This window comes from Streptomyces sp. NBC_01283, assembly GCF_041435335.1.
Classification (GTDB): domain Bacteria; phylum Actinomycetota; class Actinomycetes; order Streptomycetales; family Streptomycetaceae; genus Streptomyces.
Genome location: NZ_CP108430.1, coordinates 9,111,946 through 9,129,129, shown reverse-complemented (window position 1 = coordinate 9,129,129; position 17,184 = coordinate 9,111,946). Strand labels below are relative to the sequence as shown.

The window sequence follows — 17,184 nt, the reverse complement described above, 5'->3', positions numbered from 1 at the left end:
CCGTCCCCCATGGATGCCGTGCGTCTGCGCCGGCTGAACCGCTGGCAGGCCGAGGAACTACGAGAGGACCTCGCGGACCTATACGTGGAATCCTCCACAGTTGACTCCGGTGAGGAGTTCCACGGCCGACAGGAGTTCCTGCACCGCCTGGCGCACGACGTACAACAGCCAGGATTCGACATGCTGGTCGCCGAGGCGAAAACACTGACCGGCTGCGCGTACGGACTCCCCGTGGCGCGCGACGGCTCCTGGTGGCAAGGGTTTGACGGTCCTCTGCCCCAGAACCTCGAGCAACTCACCGCGTCCGGACACGTCTTCGCTATCACCGAAACCCTCGTCCATCCGCACGAGCAGGCCCGCGGACTCGCCCGCCGTCTGCAGGAACGGCTGCTCGCCGACCACCAGGCATCCCTCGGCGTCACCCTGACCGACCAAGCCGATCACCCGACGCTCGCCGCCTTCGAAGCCTGGGGCTGGCAGGAGATCGGACAGATCCGCCGGCGGCCACCTGCCCCGACAACGCTGCGCGTACTGGTCCTTCGACTCGGAGCGCGCACGACAGAGCACCCTGACGGTCTGGCTCACAATGCCCAGACCCAGCGGCCCGAGTAGCCCCGCATCCGGCAACCGCACGCGAAGCGTGCGGGGGTAGTGCAGGGCCCTTGTTTGGGATCCGCACGGCTGGCTACCCGAGCGGGGCGTCCGACGGTCGACCCGGGCGAAGGCACCGGAGAGTTGGGGACACAGCTCCTGGTGCCGCCCGCAGCACGCGCACGCCGTCACCGCCTGTCTCAAAAGCGCCTCAGCCCGCGGCGCGCCCGCTTACGTCTGCTCAGGGTTCGGCTCGGCCTGTGCCGTGGCGACCGGGGCCGCGGCCACGTCCCGGAGTCTGACGTTGCCATGCTGCGACACGTCCACCGGCAGGCCCCAGGCCCGCTCGCTGGAGCACGGCGCCAGGGCCATGATCATGCCGCGCGCCTGGTCAATCACCGCACGGCTCGACAGCGCCCTGCCCTCGACGCACAACTGCCGCTTGGCCCGCCGAGGCAAGGATGCTGAGGTGATCCCATCGGCCGTAGCACTCGTGTCGCCGCCGCCTGCCTCCCCCTCATAGGAAAGCGACAAACCGAGCACTACCGAGCCCGCACCTAACATCGGCGGCAAGAGTAATCGTCAAGACCTGTGGATCGAGATCTTTCAGAGGGTCTTCGTCATGAACGTACTGTTCGGGTCGGGTCGGTAGTCCGCGAACGGCTCGCACTGGACAAACCCGAACTTCCCATACAGCTTCCTGGCGGGCAGGAAGAACTCGGCTGCGCCGGTCTCCAGGCTCAGCCGAGTGAACCCCATAGCCTTGGCCTCGGTGATGATGTGCTCCAGCAGTTGGGATGCGATCCCGCTTCGCTTGTGCGTCGCCGTGGTGCGCATCGACTTCAGCTCCGCGTGCCCCACGTCGAGCTTCTTGATCGCACCGCAGCCCACTACGGTGTCACCGTCCACGATCGACCAGAACGTGACCTCGGGCTTGCGAAGCTCATCGAGATCGAGGGCGTGCTTGCTCTCCAGGGGCGTGATGGATCGCATCTGCTGGACGTGCTCGTTGAGGAACCTGGCGATCTCTGCCCCGGACAAGTCGTCCACCATGATCTTCATTTGCTCGCCCTTCTTAGCGGCTCTCGATGCCGCGGGTGCTGTGTCACGCCCCGGACTGCTGAGGTTCGGGATGTTCGATGAGCTTGCCATCCCCTCAGAAATCTACCGAGTGCCACGCGGAGCTTCTCGGAGGTGTGCAGGATGCCGCCCGTCTACGCATGTACGAGCGCTCGCTGAACTTCGCGGGCTGGAGCAGCTGATCGCTGTGGCACGGACGGGAAGCATCACGCACTGGCTCTTGTCGTCCGGTGGCAAGAGCACCCCTCAGGACGGCGCTCGCCGCGAACGGAATCGTCTCTGGACCGGGGCCGTCCGGCGCGTGAGACCGGTGGGGCTGTGGGAGCCTCGGCTCAGGACGGGGGCGGCTGATCCGTCGGGGCCGACAGGAGGCCCCACAGGATATTAAGGTCGCGCTGCTGCGTGCGCGCCTGCTTCGGCACCAACGGCCGCGGTGGAAGCCGACCGGTACGTCGATGCCTGCGCAGTAGGCGGGAGTTGACCCTGGTCGAGGTGCAGGCTGGGACCGAGGGCTCGGGGTCAGACCTGTTGCGGGACCGGGTCGGGCCTGTGGTTCGGTCCAGGATCGTGACCCGGCTCAGCGAGGTCGGCCGGGCTCGCAGGCGTGGGTAGGGCCGGTGCCGGCATCGCCGTGGCAGATGCGGATTCCCTGCTGAGGAAGGCACCCAGTTCTCCGATGGTGCTCATCAGCGGGGCGGGGAAGACAACGGTGGTGTTCTTGTCGACACCGATCTCCACGAGGCTTTGCAGGTTGCGGAGTTGGAGTGCCAGGGGGTGCGCCATCATGGTGTCCGAGGCGTCTCCGAGTGCCGCGGCGGCGAGCGATTCGCCTTCCGCGTTGATGATCTTCGCCCTCTTCTCCCGTTCCGCCTCGGCCTGCCTGGCCATCGCGCGCTTCATGCTGTCGGGCAGCTGGATGTCCTTGAGTTCGACCAGGGTGACCTCCACGCCGCACTCGGCGGTGGCGACGTCGAGGATCGCACGGATGTCGAGGTTGATGCGGTCGGTCTCCGACAGGGTCTCGTCCAGCGTGTGGCGGCCGACGACCTTGCGCAGGGTGGTCTGGGCGATCTGGTTGGTGGCGGCGTGGACGTTCTCGATGGCCACGACCGACTTCACCGCGTCCACGACGCGGAAGTACGCGACGGCCGATACATCGACGCTGACGTTGTCGCGGGTGATGATGCCCTGCGACTGAATCGGCATCGTGACGATGCGCAGCGACACCCGGTGCAGGACGTCGACGATCGGAACGATGGTGCGAAGACCGGGAGTTCGCGTTCCGGCCAGGCGTCCGAGCCGGAAGAGGACCCCTTCCTCGTACTGCTTGACAATCTTGAGGGCCATCGCGAGCCCCAGCAGGGCGAGCAGGCCGATGGCGACGATGAGAATGATCAGGAGCTGCATGTGCGCCTCTATTCGGCGGGGGCCGTGCAATCGAGCGGTCAACTGCACGTCCCAGGAAGGAAATGCGTCGGGTCAGCGCTGCCCGTATGTCCGGCGGATGCGGCGCCGTGGGCGCAGGCGCCCTCGGCCCCCGCCCACATGATCGCGGCGCTCGGGAGCGGAGCGCGACTCGAAGGGGCTCGGGAGCGGCCGTTCGGTGCTGCCGCGAACGCCTCGGCCAGTGGGCTGAGAGTGGCTGTAACGGTGCCGTGCGATCCTGTCGGCACGCTGGGCGGTAAGCCGCTGGATCACGTACGCCGCTCCAATGATCAGGATCATCAGGACACCGACGGTCAGGTACGTGTCCGTGGCGGTCACGTCCCTGCTCCCGGACGGCCGGCCAGGGCCATGGCGGCCGCAAGGGCCGAGGACGCGCTGCCCTCGTACTCCCACACCTCCTCCGGGTCTTGTAGCCGGCGGGCGGACAAGTCGCCGTGGCGGGCTTCCTCCGCGGCCAGCAGCGCGCTCGCGGTCAGCGGCGTCCCCGTGGGATCGCTCGCGGCGGCCATCAGCCGTGCGGCGGCCGCAGGACGGGTCTCCGGTGGGATCACCAGCAGGTCCCAGCGTCCGACACTGTAGGAGAGCAGCAGGAGCTTGTGCGGGTCGAGCTCCGGGGTGAACCAGCCGACCTTCACCACGTGCCCGTGGACGGGCACCTTGCGCGGGATCACGGGCCAGTGGGTTGGATTGACGGCGATGCGGGTGATGCGCCCCCAGTGCGGGTCCAGCACGTCGGTCAGATCGGGCAGTTCACGCAGCAGGTCGTGCGAGCGGGGCCACCACGCGCCATCCAGCAGTCCACGGAGGGCTTCCGGGGGTTTCAGCGAGAGGCGGGCGGCCAGTACGCCGGGGTCCGTGGGCGGCGGAGGGAGAAGGCTGATGGTCGCGGACATGGCGCGAACCCGTCTCCAGCCAGCTGTCCGAGGGCAGCTGGCTGGTGTATTTGCTCGCCGAGAACGACTAGGGCGCGATGGCCGGTGTACGACATGCTCTCGGTATCTGCAGGTTACTCCCCGGTCAGGCGCAACGGACCACGCGAGGCCACCGGTATGGGACAGCCGCGGCATCTGGTCGAGATGGCCGCGAAGAAGGCGGTGCGCCATGCGGCGGAGGATCCGGTCGAATAACTGCCGTGCATGCGTGCATCCAGCCTCATGGCGTAGCAAAGATGCGCGGCCGTTCACTCTTTCGAGGGCGGGCGACGGAGGAGGGTGGAGGCAGGGCGTACCGCCCGCGATGAGCTCCCCTCCACGGTCGGTGCTGCCCGACTGCGGGTGTCGGCGTTGGGAATGCGTCGGCGCCCGCAGGATACCGAGGATCTAGACGCGAACATGTGAACGATCCGGCTCCGCTTACCCGCGTCGACCTGCTGCACTTCCTGGCGCGTCCAAGGAACGGGAGCTCGTGCATCGAGCAGGGCCTCGACGGCAGGGCGGCGGCGTACGTGCACGTCGGCGGATGCCACATGGCGGGCAAGCGATCGAAGGGCATCACCCAGGACCAGGCGCGCCGAGCCCTGAATGAGGGGGTAGACGACTGCCCGCAATGCCGACCCGACGCGGAACTCGGCGTGCTTGAGGGGTAGCCAAGTTCCCGGTGCCTACCCGTGCTTGATCCACGGCCACTTCACTGCCACGGCGATAAAGGGAGCGAAGAACATGGCTGGCAGCCACAGCCAGGCGCTGAAGACCTCGGCGAGCCCTCTCCCCTCCAGGTCCTCTCGCCGTTCAAGAACAATCTCACCGATACCGGCTGTTCCATTGACCCTCATGGCCGAGATCCGCGCGCAGGACTTCGCGACGCCCGCACCGGTGAGGTAGCGCTCGACCGCCGCGGTGTACGACCGCAGGCGGGGCGGACAGAGGTACGACCCGAGCGCGCGGCGCCCGAAGTGCGCCGCCACTCCCGAGCTCGGTCACCGGTTCGATCATCACGCCGCCCCGCCCCTTGACACTGCCGCAGTAGATGCGTACACCTCGCCCGGAGGTCGGAAGCCCTCGCCGCTGGTCGTGGTGATCACCGTAGGGGCCCTGACGCGGTAGATCCGGCATGTACTGCGGCGGAGCCACCGGCTGTCACAACAACCGCGGAACTGAGCGTCATGTAGCGCTGTACGCCACCTGACCGTATCCACTGAGAGGGCTCCCGGCCCCGACCCTCAGCCCTTGCCGAAGTGCACCGCAGGGAAGGCGCCCGCTGCCCTGAGGGTTTTGGTGAAGCTGCCGGCCAGTTCGGTGAGGCGTGCGGTGGCGGCCGGGCCGAGGTGGTTGTACGGGGCGGCATCGAGGCGGTCGGTGAGCGCCTCGATCTCGCCGCGCAGGGCCGTGCCCTCCTGCGTGAGGTCGCCTGCCTCGTCCAGCAGGCCGCGCCCGCGCAACTGGCCCCGGGCGGTGTCCCATTGCTGTGCGGACCACCCGCGGGTCCGCATGAACAGCGCCGATGTCGGTGCCGTGCCGGTGGCGTTGTGCAGGACCAGCGCCTCGATGCCGGCCAAGCCGGCGATCGCCAGGGCGGCGAGGTGACCGTCACCCCGGTGTTCGCGCAGCAGTGTCGCGGCGTGCCACAGGGCCAGATGCGGTTCCTCGGGTATGGGGAGATCAGCGTTGGCGGCGTACAGCGGCCGCGCCTCCCGACGGCAGGCTTCGGTGGCGTGCAGCGCCAGTTCGGCCGCCTCGGTCATTTCCGTGGATGTGAGGGCTTCCTTGCCTAGCAGCCGCTGCAGCGTCCGGTCCGCGCCGCGCAGCCGTGCCGTGAGCACCTTCCGCGGTGTGGTGACGGTCCACGCAGCGGGGATGTACCGCCGTACGTGCTCGTGGTTGAAGTTGTAGAACGTCGCTGTGACGGTACCTGCGTCGACAGTGCCGAGAGGTGCGGCGCGGCCCGCGAGGTAGACCATGGGGCCGCGCTCAAGACCTAGTGCGGTGAGTTCTTCCTCCGGCTCCGGCGCGAAGTACATGGCCACGTGCAGGGGGCTGACGGCGTTGTGACAGCGGCGGCCTGTGCTCGCCTCGATGGACGTCATGCTGTGGCTCCGGTTTCGTCGTTGGGTTCGTGGTGGGGGCAGTCGGTCAGTCCGGCCACGGTCTGGGTGAGGTGCTGGGTCAGGACCTCGGCTGCGGTGTCGGCGTCGCGGGCGAGCGCGGCCTCCTCCAGTCGGCGATGTTCCAGGGCGCCGTCCCGGTCCGGGTTGCGGTGTGCCGACCAGCGGCGGGCCAGCTCGCTCGCGGTCCACAGCCGGTCGAAGGTCTCCAGCAGGACGGGGTTGGCGCACCCCTCAAGGAGGGTGCGGTGGAAGAGGCGGTGAGCTTCGGCCCATGTGCTGCTGTAGTGCTCGCCCTCCTCCGGCACGAAGGCCGGGGTGCGGGTCAGGCGGTGGTGGGCGGCCCGCACCCGGGCTTCCCAGTCGACGTCGCCGCGTTCGACGGACATGCGCAGCATGGCCGGTTCGATGGTCCGGCGGGCCTCTGCGATCTCCTGCCAGCGGCGGTCGGAGTAGGCGGGGACGGCGAAGCCGCGGTTGGGCAGCCGGTCGGCGAGGCCCTCGCCGACCACCCGCACGAGCGCTTCACGCACGACGGCCAGGCTCACGCCCTGCTCTTTCGCGAGGTCCTGGGGTTTGAGGGCGTCACCGGGGGCGTGGTCTCCGCGCATGATCGCGTCCCGCAGGTGTGTGTAGACCTGCTCGGAGAGCATCTGCTTCCCCGCCGGGGGTGAAGTGTGAGTCGTCTGGGTCATGCCTACACAATAGACGATCTGCGTGATAATCGATTATCAGTGTTATGGTCGATCTCGGTAGTGGGGGGAAGCGCGACCACGTCACCTCTTGGCGCCGCCACGGCGGAACCCCCGCCGACCGCATCACCACCACCCACAGCACACCTGAGAGGCACGACACCATGAGTTCCAACGACCCCTTTGCCCGTCTCCCCGAGGCGGCCTCTTTCACCGTTGCCAGCACCACCGTCACCGACGGCAGCCCCTGGTCGATCGAGCAGTACTCCGGCCTCTCCGGCGTCCCCGGCGGGAAGGACATCTCCCCGCAACTTTCTTGGAGCGGCGCCCCAGAAGGCACCAGAAGCTACGCCGTCACGGTCTACGACCCCGACGCCCCCACCGGGTCCGGGTTCTGGCACTGGGCGGTCGCCGACATCCCTGCCACCGTCACCGAGTTGCCCGAAGGCGCCGGCGACGACACCGGCTCAAGCCTGCCCGGGGGCGCGTACCAGCTGCCCAACGACGCCCGCGCGGCCCGTTTCATCGGCGCCGCCCCGCCGGCCGGACACGGGCCGCACCGCTACTTCACCGTGGTGCACGCCCTCGACGTCGAGTCCATAGGCGTCCCCGCCGACGCCACCCCGGCCGCTCTCGGCTTCACCATGGCCGGGCACATCCTCGGCCGCGCGGTCCTGACAGCCACCGCTGAGACTCTCGCCTGAAGAACAGCCATAAGGCCCGCGCCGAGCGCGACCGGGCCCTCCTGGCCCGGGGCACGGAACTGCTGGAGGAGTTCCTCCCCGGCCTGAGAGCCGAACTCCTCGCGCGCGGCTGCGCGGTGGCCGATGTCGCCGAGGCCACCCGCTTCTTGTTCCCCACCGGCTGGGCACCCCGCGAACACCGTGGGCTTCGATGTCCAGCTGGTGGGCCGGCCCTTCCCGGAGCAGCCACTGCGCGAGCGCGTCGCTACCCTCGATCCCCCGACACCAAGCTGGCTGCTCCTGCCCAGGAGACACCACATAAAGGGCACAGACCTTCCCCTGCAAAGCCAGCACCCCCGCCCGGCCGACGCAGCTGCGCAAAAGTCGGACTTTGCCACGGCCGCCGACAGTGGGCACGTGTGCGGCGTGGGCCGACAAAGTGCGTCGGCCACGACGGCGTCGGTACTGGTGAGCTCGCGTATTCAACGGTCGCGGGCCGCCGCACCCGATAGCTAGGGAGAGTGACATTTGCCCTTCTGTGGTGGGAGCATTAGCGACAGTTGGATACGCGACCTCACCACTACGGACCTCGGACCGGAGTCCGTGGTGCATGCGGGGCCCGCCGCTGCGGACATCGCCAGCCAACTCCCGCGCACCGCACAGGAATGAACTTGCGGATCAGGTTTCGTGTGGAGTGTTCTTGGCGAAGTACTTCCACCATGGGCTTATCGCCGGTTGCCGGTCATCCTGCTGTCGCTGTTTTCCGTGAGCCCCGAGGCGGGCGGTCCGTCCCTGTACTGGGCACGCGGGTCGATGCTGAGGCGAAGCGCACCGCGGGCGTGCTGGCCGGGTTGGCGACCCATGCCAGACCTGTCGAACGGTCCCTCGCGCTACGGCAGGCCGCGGCGGCTGCCGGTGAGTTGGTGGCCGCCCTGTCGTCCCTGGCTCCGGCCCTGGCCGGTGAGGGACTACCGGCTGAGTCGACCAGTCAGTCGTTCTTCCGGGTCCGTGAAAGGGAACTGTCGGATCAGCAGGCCGCCCTGCACGGCGTCCTGGTCGTCCACCGCGCTCTGGAAGACCTGTGTGAGGCTCCGCTGTCGGGCGCCGACCTGGCGCTGGAGGCGGCCGGGATGGGGCAGGCGGTGCTCGACCTCACCGGCGCAGCGCCGGACGCCGACCCTGACTCCATACCGTTGGTGGCCGTCCCCGAGGAGGCTGTGGCGGGGGTGTCGATGGAGAGTGTGTGGAGTGCTCGGTGGCTCATTGGTCACCAGGTCCATGTCCTGTTCAACATCTGCGCCGCGGTCGCCGTGGCCGACGCCACCCGCCATCTGCAGAACGGCGACGGTGATGCCGCGCTACCGCGGCTGGCAGATGCGACGGTGTACGTGCGGGGCTTCCCGGCGGCCATGACCCACGCCAGTACGGTCCCAGCCGATTACTACATGGCGGCGATACGCCAAACTATGGCGCCCCCGTCGGTGGACGTTCCGCTGAGCGGGCGCCAGCATCGCGGATACAAGCTGTTCCGGTCGGCGATGAAGGACCTACTGTCCGTGGTTCCCGACTCCTACGAGCAGTTGGCGGCCCGATCCCCGGAGCTGGCCGCGGCACGGGGCGCGCTCTTGGAAGCCGACATCGTGGACGGTGAACGGCACGTCACCCTCGCCTACTCGATGGTGCATCTGCATCGTTCCATCGCTCAGAGACCAGAAGGCCCCGACAACGCCGTCGCCGAACTACGGCACATGCGCCATCGCCGCGCAGCCCAGTACGCCTCCCTGATCCGATTCGGGGACCACTACATCGCCGACGCCGTGGCCGGCCTGCGCCACTCGTGAGTCCGCGTGCCCGCCGCCCACACCTCCGGCAGGAGACTCTGATGCCCGAGACGACGCCCGGCACCACCCAAATCTCAACCGACGCCGCCGACTGGGCACTTGACCCGGCCGATGCCGACGCGTGCGAGCGGCTGGCCCGCACCCTGTACGCCGGCGGGCACGACCAGGTCGACAATCCCGAGTGGGTGGCACGGGCCCGGGACGCCTGGGAGGAGCTTCCGTTCCCGCTGCGCCGTGGGGTGCGCCGGTTTCGAAGGCACTCCGGCCCCCATGGCACCTTGGTGATCGGCGGCCTTCCCGTCGACCAAGAGGCCCTGCCCGCGACACCGTCCGTACCCGGCTCAGTCCAGCGCCGGGCCACCGTCTCGGCCGCGGTGCTCACCATGGTGGCCTGCGGGCTCGGCGAGCCTCTCGCCTACCTGGCTGAGAAATCCGGCGCCCTCGTGCAGGACGTCGTGCCCGTGCCCGGCCAGGAGAGCTTCCACGGCAACGCCGGATCGGTGCCGCTGTCCTTCCACACCGAGAACGGCTTCCACCCCCACCCACCCGACTATGTGATCTTCCTGTGCCTGCGCGCCGACCACGACCGACACGCCGGCATGCGCGTCGCCGGCATCCGCCAAGCGCTGCCGCTCCTCACTCCAGACAGCCGCCAGGCCCTGTTCGCACCGGAGTTCATCACCGCACCACCCCCTTCCTTCGGCCCCGACGCCGCCACGAGTGAGCCAGACGTCAAGCCCCGAGGGGTGCTGTCGGGAGCAGTCGAGGACCCCGACATACGGATGGCCCAACTCGTCACCACCCCGCTCACCCCCCGGGCCACTACGGCACTGACCGACTTCGGCCACGCCTGCGAGGCGACCGCCCGCACCCTGTGCCTGACCCCCGGCGACCTGGTCATCATCGACAACCGCGTCACCGTCCACGGCCGCACCGCTTTCCACCCCCGCTACGACGGAGCAGACCGCTGGCTGCAACGCACCTACGTCACCACCGATCTGCGCCGCTCCCGCGACCACCGCCCCCACGACGGCCACATACTCGCCCGCTGACCAGCATCCAGTCCCACGGGCAGGTGTTCACGTACGCGGTGAACCCCTTCCCTGCGTTCTCCCGGCCTTCCACGGTCCTACGGGCCGGGTTCCGCGCCAGCTGCCGATGGGTGAACCCGTCAGCATCGCCGTGAAGATCACGGTTCGACGGGGCCTGCACATCCACATCGTCTATCTCGACGGCCTGAGCACCCGGCTCGTGGCCGACTGGCTGCGCGAACGCCGCACGTGCTGACCCCAGGCCACCAAGGCTCCTGCCCCGCCAACTGTGGACTGACCGCGTTCTCGACGAAGCCCGTGAGACGGCGGACCCGATCAGTCTCGTCCGGCTCTTCGGTATCCATCCCAGAGTTGCCGTGAAGTACGTGCACGCGGCGCATCCCGACAAGGTTCTGATTCGAATCCGTTGACGAGGCGAAGGGCGCCGTCGGTGTGCGGCGGTGGAGGGGTGCAGGGCGTGGCCCTGTCGAGGCCCGTGTCGTCAGGCGGCGGAGCCGGCCGTGAGCTGGTCCATGATGTCGGCCAGGTTGTAGTGGGCCGGATTCTCGATGATCTTCCCGTCCTTGAACGTGAACAGGTTGAACATGGAAAAACGTACGTGCGTTCCGCGCGGAGGGATGCCGTAGCAGTCGCCGCCCTGGTCTCCTTCGACCACGGCATAGGCGCCGGCCTTGTCTCCTTCGGCGACGGTGTCGAGGACCGTCAGGCGGTTGCCGGGGAAGGCGTCGAGGTGCTTCTTCTCCGCGTCGATGAACCCTGCAGTGCCGGGCCGGGGGCTGTCGATCTGGGGGTAGAAGACGAAGTCCGGGTGGAACATGCCGGTGAGCTGTCGTAGTCGCCCTGCTGAAGGGCCTGATAAAAGCGGTGCACGAGGTCGACATTGGTTCCGGTGGGCATGTGATCAGGTCCTTCTCTGTCGTTCGGGCACGGCGCAGGGACGCCGCGAGGGGTTGCTCCCGGGGTCGGGGCTCGGCGTGCGGGAAGCCCCGACCCGGGTACGAGGTCGCGGTTCCTTAAGTGGCGGTCCGGGCTCAGGCGCGCTGCGCCCAGTCCTGGTCCAGGCGGTCGGTCAGGCTCGCGGCGGCGAAGGCTGCCTCCAGCTCGTCGCGGCCCTCGGTGAAGTGGGCCCAGCTGTCATGGTGGACCGGGACGACACGGCGGGCGTCAAGAATCCGAGTGGCCTCGGCCGCCTGCGCACTGTCCAGGACGATCAGGTTGCCGTCGAAGAGCATGGGGAAGCGGGGTGCTCCGGCGAACAGGAGGGCGGTGTCGATCGGGGCGAAGCGTTCGGCGATCTCCCTGACCGCGTCGAGTGAGGCGTTGTCGCCGCTGACGTAGACCGTCGGGAGGCCCTCGCCGGTCAGGACGAAGCCGACGACCTGGCCGGCGAAGGGCTCGATCTCTGCACGCGCGCCGGGGCCGTGGATGGCGGGGACTCCGGTCACGGTGATGGTGCCGCCGCCCGGGCGCTCCAGCTCGATCGACTCCCAGTCGGCCAGGCCCTTGGCCTTCTCCCCGAGGCGGTCGCCGCCGCCGGGGGTGGTGAGGGTGAGGGGGACGTCGGCGAGCAGGGCGCGGCCGGAGGTGTCGAGGTTGTCGGCGTGCTCGTCGTGGGAGAGCATGACCACGTCGATGGGGCCGAGGTCGGCGGGTGTGGTGGTGGAAGGGGCGGTCTTGGTCAGGGTCGGGCCACCGGGCGCGGGGTAGTCGCCGGGGCCGTCGAAGGTCGGGTCGGTCAGGAAGCGCAAGCCGCCGTACTCGAACAGGGCGGTCGGGCCGCCGAACGTACGGACTGGGAACTGGTTGGCATTGAGCTGGGACATCACATCTCCGTTTCTCACGAAAAACACCTGCGGTTAACGTGATGCCAGGCTAGGCGGGTGTCACGGAAAAACGCAAGCGCTACCATGAGAGGCATGGATGACCTCCTGGCCACCGGCGTGGCACCGACCGCTCTGCCCCCGGCACCGGGTGCCGACCGGTACCGCTCCCTGGACTTCGCCGACACCGCCGCCACCCTGCCCGCCGGCCAGGGTTACGACCTGCTCGCCGCCCCGGAATCCGCCATGCGCTGGCTCGCCGCTCACGACCTGACCACCCCGGACGTGCAGCTGTACGAGGTGTGCGCCCAGCGGATGCGCACGCTGCGCGCACACATTCGCGCCCTGTTCGCCGCCCGCGTCGACACCACCACCCCACCCGAGGAATCCCTGCACGCCGTGAACGAGGCCCTGACCGCCGTGCCCACCGCACCTCTGCTCGCCTGGGACGGTGCCCAAGAGCTGCGCCGCGTCCAGGCCCACCCCACAGACCAGGCCGTCAACCACGCGCTCGCGACCCTCGCCGCCGACGCCGCCGACCTGCTCACCGGCCCCGACGCCGGCATCCTCGCTTCCTGTGGATCAGCCCCCTGCGACCGGTTCCTCCTGCGCACCCACGGTCGGCGCCACTGGTGCTCCACACGCTGCGGCGACCGTGTCCGCGCCGCCCGCGCCTACGCCCGGCGCAGCGGCGCCTCGGGCTGACGCATCGCCCCCGGGGCCCTCTTACTGACTGTCCGGCAGCAACGCGAAACACCTTCAGCTGGTCCTGGAGATGCTCGCCGGACCCCTGGACCGGCATCTACGGCCCCACTGGGCTGGGGGAACTGCCGTTCGCGTTCTTCGCCACGATGGCGGAAACCGAGCAGGAGAACATCCGCGAGTCGACGCTGGCGGGGCTCAACACCGCGGCCCGCAAGGGCAAGCACGGCGGTCGGCCGGCCGTCATCACCGACGACATGCTTCACACCGTGCTCCGCCGCCGCGCGGGCGGCGAGTCCGGCGAGCAGATCCAGCACGACCTGATCCTCCCCACCGGCAAACGCAAGAGATGCAACCCTTGTCGCCAGCATCGGCGTTTGCCCCCTCGCCGTAGCTGTACGAGAACAGGGCCTTCTCCACCCGATGCGGAGACCATGGACAGACGTGGGGTCCGCAGCAGCGCGGTGCCCCTGCATGTCGGCACGGCGAACCCGCTCCGAACTTCCTCCCAAGGTGATCCGGTGAGCGGGTTCGCAGTCTTAGTACTCCGAGAATCTGCGAACCCGCGTGCTTCGGGTGTGGGACTGCCTCATGGCCGACGGTGAGGATCTACGCGGGCACCCGTACACGGAGCGTCGGGCTGCCCGCCTCGAGGTGCTCGCCGGCGTGCCACCACCGATCCAGGCGACCGCAGCAACCGACGACACCGACGTGGCGCTCGCTTGGTACGCGCACCTGCCGGCTCAGGGCCTTGAGGGCGTCGTCCCGAAGTCGACGTCCAGCACGTACAGGCCTCCGAGAAACTGGCGGAAGATCCGGCATGCAGAAACGGTCGACGCCGAGGTGGTCGGCTACGTCGGGCCCGCCGGCCGACCGGCCGCGTCGCCGTGCGCCTGCCTGACGGGCGGCGTGTCCTCTCGCAGGCCCTTGCCGCGCCCATCGCGGCCGAGGTTGCGCGCCTGATCGCCGAGTCGGGTCCAGGCAGGCGGGCGCGGACCGATGACGGGGAGGTATACACGACCACCGCCGTCGAGCTCATCGTGGAGGTCGCCGCCGACACCACACGGCACGCAACCGTCGGCATCACCCGGATCCCCTGATCACGACGATAGATCAGCAACCTTCGCCTTCTTCGCCACGAAGCCGCTGCCCTGCCTCACCGTCTTGCGAAGCCGCTCAAGGGCCTCCGTGAACTTGCCCGGCTCCTCGACGAACCGCGCCCCATCCGGGCCGGCGGCCTGCTCGAAGTCCATGAACGCCCCCCGCAGCACGTCGATCCACTCCGCTAGAGCACGGCCGGGCTTGGCCATGTCCAGGTACTCGCTGAGCGTTTCGCGGCACCGTCGAGCTGACGCGAGGCAGTACTCGATCTCAATCGGCTCTCGCTCGCGGCCGTAGTCACGTAGCACTCGCCGCCCCCGCAGGAAGTTCATCACTAGCACTGCAACCTCGCGGTCCGAGCGCGTCCACTGTCCTGTGATCCCGAAGAAGGGTGTGGTGAAGCCCGTCGGTTGATAGCCCATCGTCGCGCCTGCTTTCGAGCTCTCTCCTCCAGGATGCGCTTCGCTCAGCGTCGACGCGCGACCAACGGGCACAGCGGGACGGTCAGTGCCGTGATCCATGATTGCCGTCACGGCGATCACGATGAAGAACTACGGGCTCACCTGGACCGACGCGAACGGCATGCCGCGCGCGTCCGTCTGCAGCTACGACAAGGGCAGCGCTGACGACCCGAAGAGGAAGCTCGAAGCTGGCGGGTGTACGAAGGCCGCATTGAGGAGATCAAGCCGCGGCAGCCGCTCGCCCCAAAGCCCTGACCGAGGACTGTAGAGCGTGGCAGAGTCTTCGCTCATGACCGCAGCAGACTTCGCATTCGCCGCAGCACCGGACGGGTGGCGGCTCGCCTTCAAGTGGCCAGACGTCAAGACCATCATGGTCGTGCCGATCGTGGGCTGGGCCACCCCCAACCGCAACCTGCGACGGACCGAGCACAGCCTCGCCGTCGAGCCGGTCGTCCTCTTCGACAACGTCGACGAACCGCTGGTCACCACCGTCGCCGACGCCCTGCACGACTGGACCGAGGGCGAGACTCTGCATCAGATCATGGCGCCAGGGTTCCCTGTACGGGACGTGCCTGACGGCTGGAAGGTCCAGGAGTACGGCGACTGACGCACATGCGCCCGCCATCACGGAAAGGCGGGCGCAAGGCTGGACAGTGGATTGGCTTGCCGGCCTCGGCCACGATCCGCACAGCACCCTCACGGAACTTCGCGTCGAACTTTCGCCTCTTGCCCGCCATGACCTTCAACTTCCCCTGCAGTCACGGTCTCTGCGCTACGAGGGGAAGGCCAAGTGAAGCTTGCTGGTAAACCCGCCGCACGAGTGGCCAACCCTCACCACCTGCACCGCGGCCGGCTCACTGCTTGCCGGTGAACTTCGGGTCCTTGGCCTGGTTGTAGATCTCCTTGCCCGCTGCGTCGTAGGCATGGACGTAGGGACTCGGGCCCATGTAGCGCGGGCCGGGTGGCGTGTCCGGGGAGAGGGCCGCCCCATAGACGAACGCGCCGCCCGCCATGCGAGCCGGGTACTCTTTCGGGTCGTCGCCGTAACTGATGGTGATCTTGGAGACGTCGGACGTGTAGTGCCCGGCGCCCAGCATGAGGTACTTACCCGTGCCGACGGGCTCGAGCATGGAGTCGAAGTACTCGACCACACGACCGGTCCCCCACAGGCGGTCGTTGATGAACGTCGGCGGGGAGTCCTGGCTGGTGCCCTTGTCGCCCTTCGACTGGCACTGCACGTACTGGTCTGCGGAGTTGACGGCGACGACCACGCCGTCCCAGTCCCGTGAGGCGACGGGCGTGCGGACCGCGATCACGGCATGGTACTGCGACGCCTCCGGCCCCAGACAAGCAGAAAGAATCTTGGTGACGGTTCCGGCGTCGATCGGGGTCGTCGTCGCGTCGGTGATGGCGAAGGCGGCCTCGGGCGACGTCCCACGGCGCGAAGACGGTACGGAACCGTCTCCCCCCGACGTGGCACCGTGCGACGCGCTCGGACTCGGTGCCGGAGTGGGCTTCACCGGGCTGCCGCCGCTGTGCGCGGGGTCGGCGGCACTCGGTCCGGCGTCCTCTGTCCCCCCGAGGACGACCACAGCCGCGACGCTCAATGCCGTCACTCCGGTGGCGACGCTGAGCGGTACTCCCCATCTGCGTCGCAGCGAAGCCCCGTTGTCCTGTGGACCGATCTTCATCAGTATTTCCTCTCGGGTCCGCCGGTGGTTCGGCAGATCACGATCGGAAGGAGCCGCCGGAATGCCCTGCGAGTCATTCATCGTGCGATCTCCTTCGTGGTGACGGGATTCTTCGAACTGAACGGCGCTGGAGCCGCGGCTCCGCCGAGGTCGGCCCCCAGCCTCTGCCGCGCCCGGTGCAACCGGGACTTCACGGTTCCGACGGCCACCTTCAACACCGCCGCAGCCGCCTGCTGGTCAAGGCCCGACCAGACGCAGAGCTCAAGGACCTCACGTTCGTGACGTGGCAGCCGGGCAAGCGCCCGGTGGATCTCCGACATACGGCGCTCGTCGTCGATCTGGACGGCGACGCTGTCCGCGTGGTCGCCCACCGACTCGTCATGCGAGACAAGCCGGTGCAACAACGCCTCGACCCGTCTCAGCCGCCGCCTGGTGTTCGACAACTGGCCATTGGCGATGCCCAGCAGCCACGGCAGAGCCGAGTCCCGGTCGAGTACCGTCTCCGATCGCCGTCGCCAGGCGTGCAAGAACACGCTCGACGTGAGGTCCTCGGCCTCGGACCAGTCGGCCGTCCGCCGGAACAGATGGTTGTAGACGGCCTTCCCATGACGGTCGAAGATCCGACCGAACGCCTCGCGATCGCCGTCGACGGCCCTCGCCCACAGCTCCCGGTCAGATATCCCGCCGACCGGCGTGGCGGGACCAGCGTCGTTCAGTTCCATGCCCTATCCGTGTCCGGCACCCCGCCGAAGGTTCCCACCAAGCCAAATCCGCTCCGAGAGACAGCTGTGACCTGCCGCGACGTCATGTCCTTGCCGGCGTGTCACTGCTTGTGCCTATGTGCATGCTCGCTGCCCACTGCAGGACGTTGCCGAGCAGGCGCGCGATATTAGCCTGCCCACCCACGCTCGGCGACGCCGACGTCACAACAGTGCGGTCAGGGTTTGCTGCTGGCCAGCTGGGCCGGAGTCGGATATTCGGTGT

At 68.5% G+C, this 17,184-nt stretch carries 22 protein-coding genes and 1 pseudogene; 10 read left to right on the top strand and 13 right to left on the bottom strand.

Features of this window, described 5'->3' with window-relative positions; all coding sequences use genetic code 11:
• Positions 1-9 precede the first annotated feature (9 nt).
• On the top strand, positions 10-612 hold the full coding sequence (locus OG302_RS41315; RefSeq protein WP_371749890.1) for a hypothetical protein: 603 nt from the start codon (positions 10-12) through the stop codon (positions 610-612).
• Positions 613-822: 210 nt separating this feature from the next.
• On the opposite strand, the gene OG302_RS41310 is transcribed toward OG302_RS41315, so the two are convergent.
• The 5 genes from OG302_RS41310 to OG302_RS41290 all read right to left on the bottom strand — a co-directional run bounded on the left by OG302_RS41310 (position 823) and on the right by OG302_RS41290 (position 4,010).
• A complete protein-coding gene (locus OG302_RS41310) occupies positions 823-990 on the bottom strand; it encodes an ANTAR domain-containing protein (protein WP_371749889.1) in 168 nt (55 codons plus the stop codon).
• Positions 991-1,197: 207 nt separating this feature from the next.
• A complete protein-coding gene (locus tag OG302_RS41305) occupies positions 1,198-1,653 on the bottom strand; it encodes a GNAT family N-acetyltransferase (protein ID WP_371749888.1) in 456 nt (151 codons plus the stop codon).
• Between the two features lie 537 nt (positions 1,654-2,190).
• A complete protein-coding gene (locus tag OG302_RS41300) occupies positions 2,191-3,078 on the bottom strand; it encodes a slipin family protein (protein ID WP_371749887.1) in 888 nt (295 codons plus the stop codon).
• Between the two features lie 72 nt (positions 3,079-3,150).
• The gene (locus OG302_RS41295) at positions 3,151-3,435 is read right to left on the bottom strand and encodes a hypothetical protein (protein WP_371749886.1); all 285 of its coding nucleotides are present in this window, start codon (positions 3,433-3,435) and stop codon (positions 3,151-3,153) included.
• On the bottom strand, positions 3,432-4,010 hold the full coding sequence (locus tag OG302_RS41290; protein ID WP_371749885.1) for a DUF5994 family protein: 579 nt from the start codon (positions 4,008-4,010) through the stop codon (positions 3,432-3,434). The genes OG302_RS41295 and OG302_RS41290 overlap by 4 nt, the downstream gene beginning before the upstream one ends.
• A gap of 440 nt (positions 4,011-4,450) precedes the next feature.
• Here OG302_RS41290 and OG302_RS41285 point away from each other — a divergent pair, with 440 nt between their 5' ends.
• The gene (locus tag OG302_RS41285; protein WP_371749884.1) at positions 4,451-4,702 is read left to right on the top strand and encodes a DUF6233 domain-containing protein; all 252 of its coding nucleotides are present in this window, start codon (positions 4,451-4,453) and stop codon (positions 4,700-4,702) included.
• Between the two features lie 15 nt (positions 4,703-4,717).
• Here the strand turns inward: OG302_RS41285 and OG302_RS41280 are convergent, their stop codons facing one another.
• From OG302_RS41280 to OG302_RS41270, 3 genes are all read right to left on the bottom strand, one after another.
• Positions 4,718-5,020, bottom strand: coding sequence for a hypothetical protein (locus OG302_RS41280; RefSeq protein WP_371749883.1), 303 nt, complete (start codon positions 5,018-5,020; stop codon positions 4,718-4,720).
• A gap of 255 nt (positions 5,021-5,275) precedes the next feature.
• Positions 5,276-6,139, bottom strand: a complete 864-nt coding sequence (locus OG302_RS41275; RefSeq protein WP_371749882.1) for a hypothetical protein — start codon at positions 6,137-6,139, stop codon at positions 5,276-5,278.
• On the bottom strand, positions 6,136-6,852 hold the full coding sequence (locus OG302_RS41270) for a GntR family transcriptional regulator (RefSeq protein WP_371749881.1): 717 nt from the start codon (positions 6,850-6,852) through the stop codon (positions 6,136-6,138). Before OG302_RS41270 ends, OG302_RS41275 begins: the two co-directional genes overlap by 4 nt.
• A gap of 161 nt (positions 6,853-7,013) precedes the next feature.
• On the opposite strand from OG302_RS41270, the gene OG302_RS41265 reads away from it, so the two are divergent.
• The 4 genes from OG302_RS41265 (at position 7,014) to OG302_RS41250 (ending at position 10,660) form a co-directional block, all read left to right on the top strand.
• The gene (locus OG302_RS41265) at positions 7,014-7,553 is read left to right on the top strand and encodes a YbhB/YbcL family Raf kinase inhibitor-like protein (protein WP_371749880.1); all 540 of its coding nucleotides are present in this window, start codon (positions 7,014-7,016) and stop codon (positions 7,551-7,553) included.
• An 830-nt stretch (positions 7,554-8,383) separates the two neighbouring features.
• Complete coding sequence (locus OG302_RS41260) at positions 8,384-9,373, top strand: hypothetical protein (RefSeq protein WP_371749879.1); 990 nt, start codon at positions 8,384-8,386, stop codon at positions 9,371-9,373.
• Positions 9,374-9,414: 41 nt separating this feature from the next.
• Positions 9,415-10,425: a TauD/TfdA family dioxygenase gene (locus OG302_RS41255; protein WP_371749878.1), complete on the top strand. Its 1,011-nt coding sequence runs from the start codon at positions 9,415-9,417 to the stop codon at positions 10,423-10,425.
• A 106-nt stretch (positions 10,426-10,531) separates the two neighbouring features.
• Positions 10,532-10,660, top strand: a complete 129-nt coding sequence (locus OG302_RS41250; RefSeq protein WP_371749877.1) for a hypothetical protein — start codon at positions 10,532-10,534, stop codon at positions 10,658-10,660.
• Between the two features lie 246 nt (positions 10,661-10,906).
• On the opposite strand, the pseudogene OG302_RS41245 reads toward OG302_RS41250, so the two are convergent.
• Positions 10,907-11,257: pseudogene (locus tag OG302_RS41245) on the bottom strand (ester cyclase); the annotation flags it as partial.
• Between the two features lie 199 nt (positions 11,258-11,456).
• Positions 11,457-12,248, bottom strand: coding sequence for an MBL fold metallo-hydrolase (locus OG302_RS41240; RefSeq protein WP_371749876.1), 792 nt, complete (start codon positions 12,246-12,248; stop codon positions 11,457-11,459).
• 93 nt (positions 12,249-12,341) lie between these two features.
• Here OG302_RS41240 and OG302_RS41235 point away from each other — a divergent pair, with 93 nt between their 5' ends.
• The 3 genes from OG302_RS41235 to OG302_RS41225 all read left to right on the top strand — a co-directional run bounded on the left by OG302_RS41235 (position 12,342) and on the right by OG302_RS41225 (position 14,047).
• Positions 12,342-12,950 carry an ABATE domain-containing protein gene (locus tag OG302_RS41235; RefSeq protein ID WP_371749875.1) on the top strand — a complete coding sequence of 203 codons (609 nt, stop codon included), beginning with the start codon at positions 12,342-12,344 and terminating at the stop codon, positions 12,948-12,950.
• 564 nt (positions 12,951-13,514) lie between these two features.
• Positions 13,515-13,910 carry a hypothetical protein gene (locus OG302_RS41230; protein ID WP_371749874.1) on the top strand — a complete coding sequence of 132 codons (396 nt, stop codon included), beginning with the start codon at positions 13,515-13,517 and terminating at the stop codon, positions 13,908-13,910.
• Positions 13,835-14,047 (top strand): hypothetical protein, encoded by a 213-nt coding sequence (locus OG302_RS41225; RefSeq protein WP_371750405.1) that lies wholly within the window; start codon positions 13,835-13,837, stop codon positions 14,045-14,047. Before OG302_RS41230 ends, OG302_RS41225 begins: the two co-directional genes overlap by 76 nt.
• On the opposite strand, the gene OG302_RS41220 is transcribed toward OG302_RS41225, so the two are convergent.
• Positions 14,048-14,590 (bottom strand): hypothetical protein, encoded by a 543-nt coding sequence (locus OG302_RS41220; RefSeq protein ID WP_371749873.1) that lies wholly within the window; start codon positions 14,588-14,590, stop codon positions 14,048-14,050. It lies immediately after the preceding gene.
• 208 nt (positions 14,591-14,798) lie between these two features.
• Between OG302_RS41220 and OG302_RS41215 the strand changes: the two genes are divergently transcribed.
• The gene (locus OG302_RS41215; RefSeq protein WP_371749872.1) at positions 14,799-15,116 is read left to right on the top strand and encodes a hypothetical protein; all 318 of its coding nucleotides are present in this window, start codon (positions 14,799-14,801) and stop codon (positions 15,114-15,116) included.
• Positions 15,117-15,363: 247 nt separating this feature from the next.
• Here the strand turns inward: OG302_RS41215 and OG302_RS41210 are convergent, their stop codons facing one another.
• Positions 15,364-16,200: a hypothetical protein gene (locus tag OG302_RS41210; RefSeq protein WP_371749871.1), complete on the bottom strand. Its 837-nt coding sequence runs from the start codon at positions 16,198-16,200 to the stop codon at positions 15,364-15,366.
• A 77-nt stretch (positions 16,201-16,277) separates the two neighbouring features.
• Positions 16,278-16,922, bottom strand: a complete 645-nt coding sequence (locus OG302_RS41205; protein ID WP_371749870.1) for an RNA polymerase sigma factor — start codon at positions 16,920-16,922, stop codon at positions 16,278-16,280.
• Positions 16,923-17,184: the final 262 nt, after the last annotated feature.

Bases quoted from the DNA above. Each gene is read 5' to 3' on its own strand.
- OG302_RS41275 (WP_371749882.1), bottom strand. From the start codon at position 6,139: ATGACGTCCATCGAGGCGAGCACAGGCCGCCGCTGTCACAACGCCGTC.
- OG302_RS41215 (WP_371749872.1), top strand. From the start codon at position 14,799: ATGACCGCAGCAGACTTCGCATTCGCCGCAGCACCGGACGGGTGGCGG.
- OG302_RS41270 (WP_371749881.1), bottom strand. From the start codon at position 6,852: ATGACCCAGACGACTCACACTTCACCCCCGGCGGGGAAGCAGATGCTC.
- OG302_RS41315 (WP_371749890.1), top strand. From the start codon at position 10: ATGGATGCCGTGCGTCTGCGCCGGCTGAACCGCTGGCAGGCCGAGGAA.
- OG302_RS41290 (WP_371749885.1), bottom strand. From the start codon at position 4,010: ATGTCCGCGACCATCAGCCTTCTCCCTCCGCCGCCCACGGACCCCGGC.
- OG302_RS41300 (WP_371749887.1), bottom strand. From the start codon at position 3,078: ATGCAGCTCCTGATCATTCTCATCGTCGCCATCGGCCTGCTCGCCCTG.
- OG302_RS41265 (WP_371749880.1), top strand. From the start codon at position 7,014: ATGAGTTCCAACGACCCCTTTGCCCGTCTCCCCGAGGCGGCCTCTTTC.
- OG302_RS41255 (WP_371749878.1), top strand. From the start codon at position 9,415: ATGCCCGAGACGACGCCCGGCACCACCCAAATCTCAACCGACGCCGCC.
- OG302_RS41210 (WP_371749871.1), bottom strand. From the start codon at position 16,200: ATGAAGATCGGTCCACAGGACAACGGGGCTTCGCTGCGACGCAGATGG.
- OG302_RS41205 (WP_371749870.1), bottom strand. From the start codon at position 16,922: ATGGAACTGAACGACGCTGGTCCCGCCACGCCGGTCGGCGGGATATCT.
- OG302_RS41305 (WP_371749888.1), bottom strand. From the start codon at position 1,653: ATGAAGATCATGGTGGACGACTTGTCCGGGGCAGAGATCGCCAGGTTC.
- OG302_RS41240 (WP_371749876.1), bottom strand. From the start codon at position 12,248: ATGTCCCAGCTCAATGCCAACCAGTTCCCAGTCCGTACGTTCGGCGGC.
- OG302_RS41250 (WP_371749877.1), top strand. From the start codon at position 10,532: ATGGGTGAACCCGTCAGCATCGCCGTGAAGATCACGGTTCGACGGGGC.
- OG302_RS41235 (WP_371749875.1), top strand. From the start codon at position 12,342: ATGGATGACCTCCTGGCCACCGGCGTGGCACCGACCGCTCTGCCCCCG.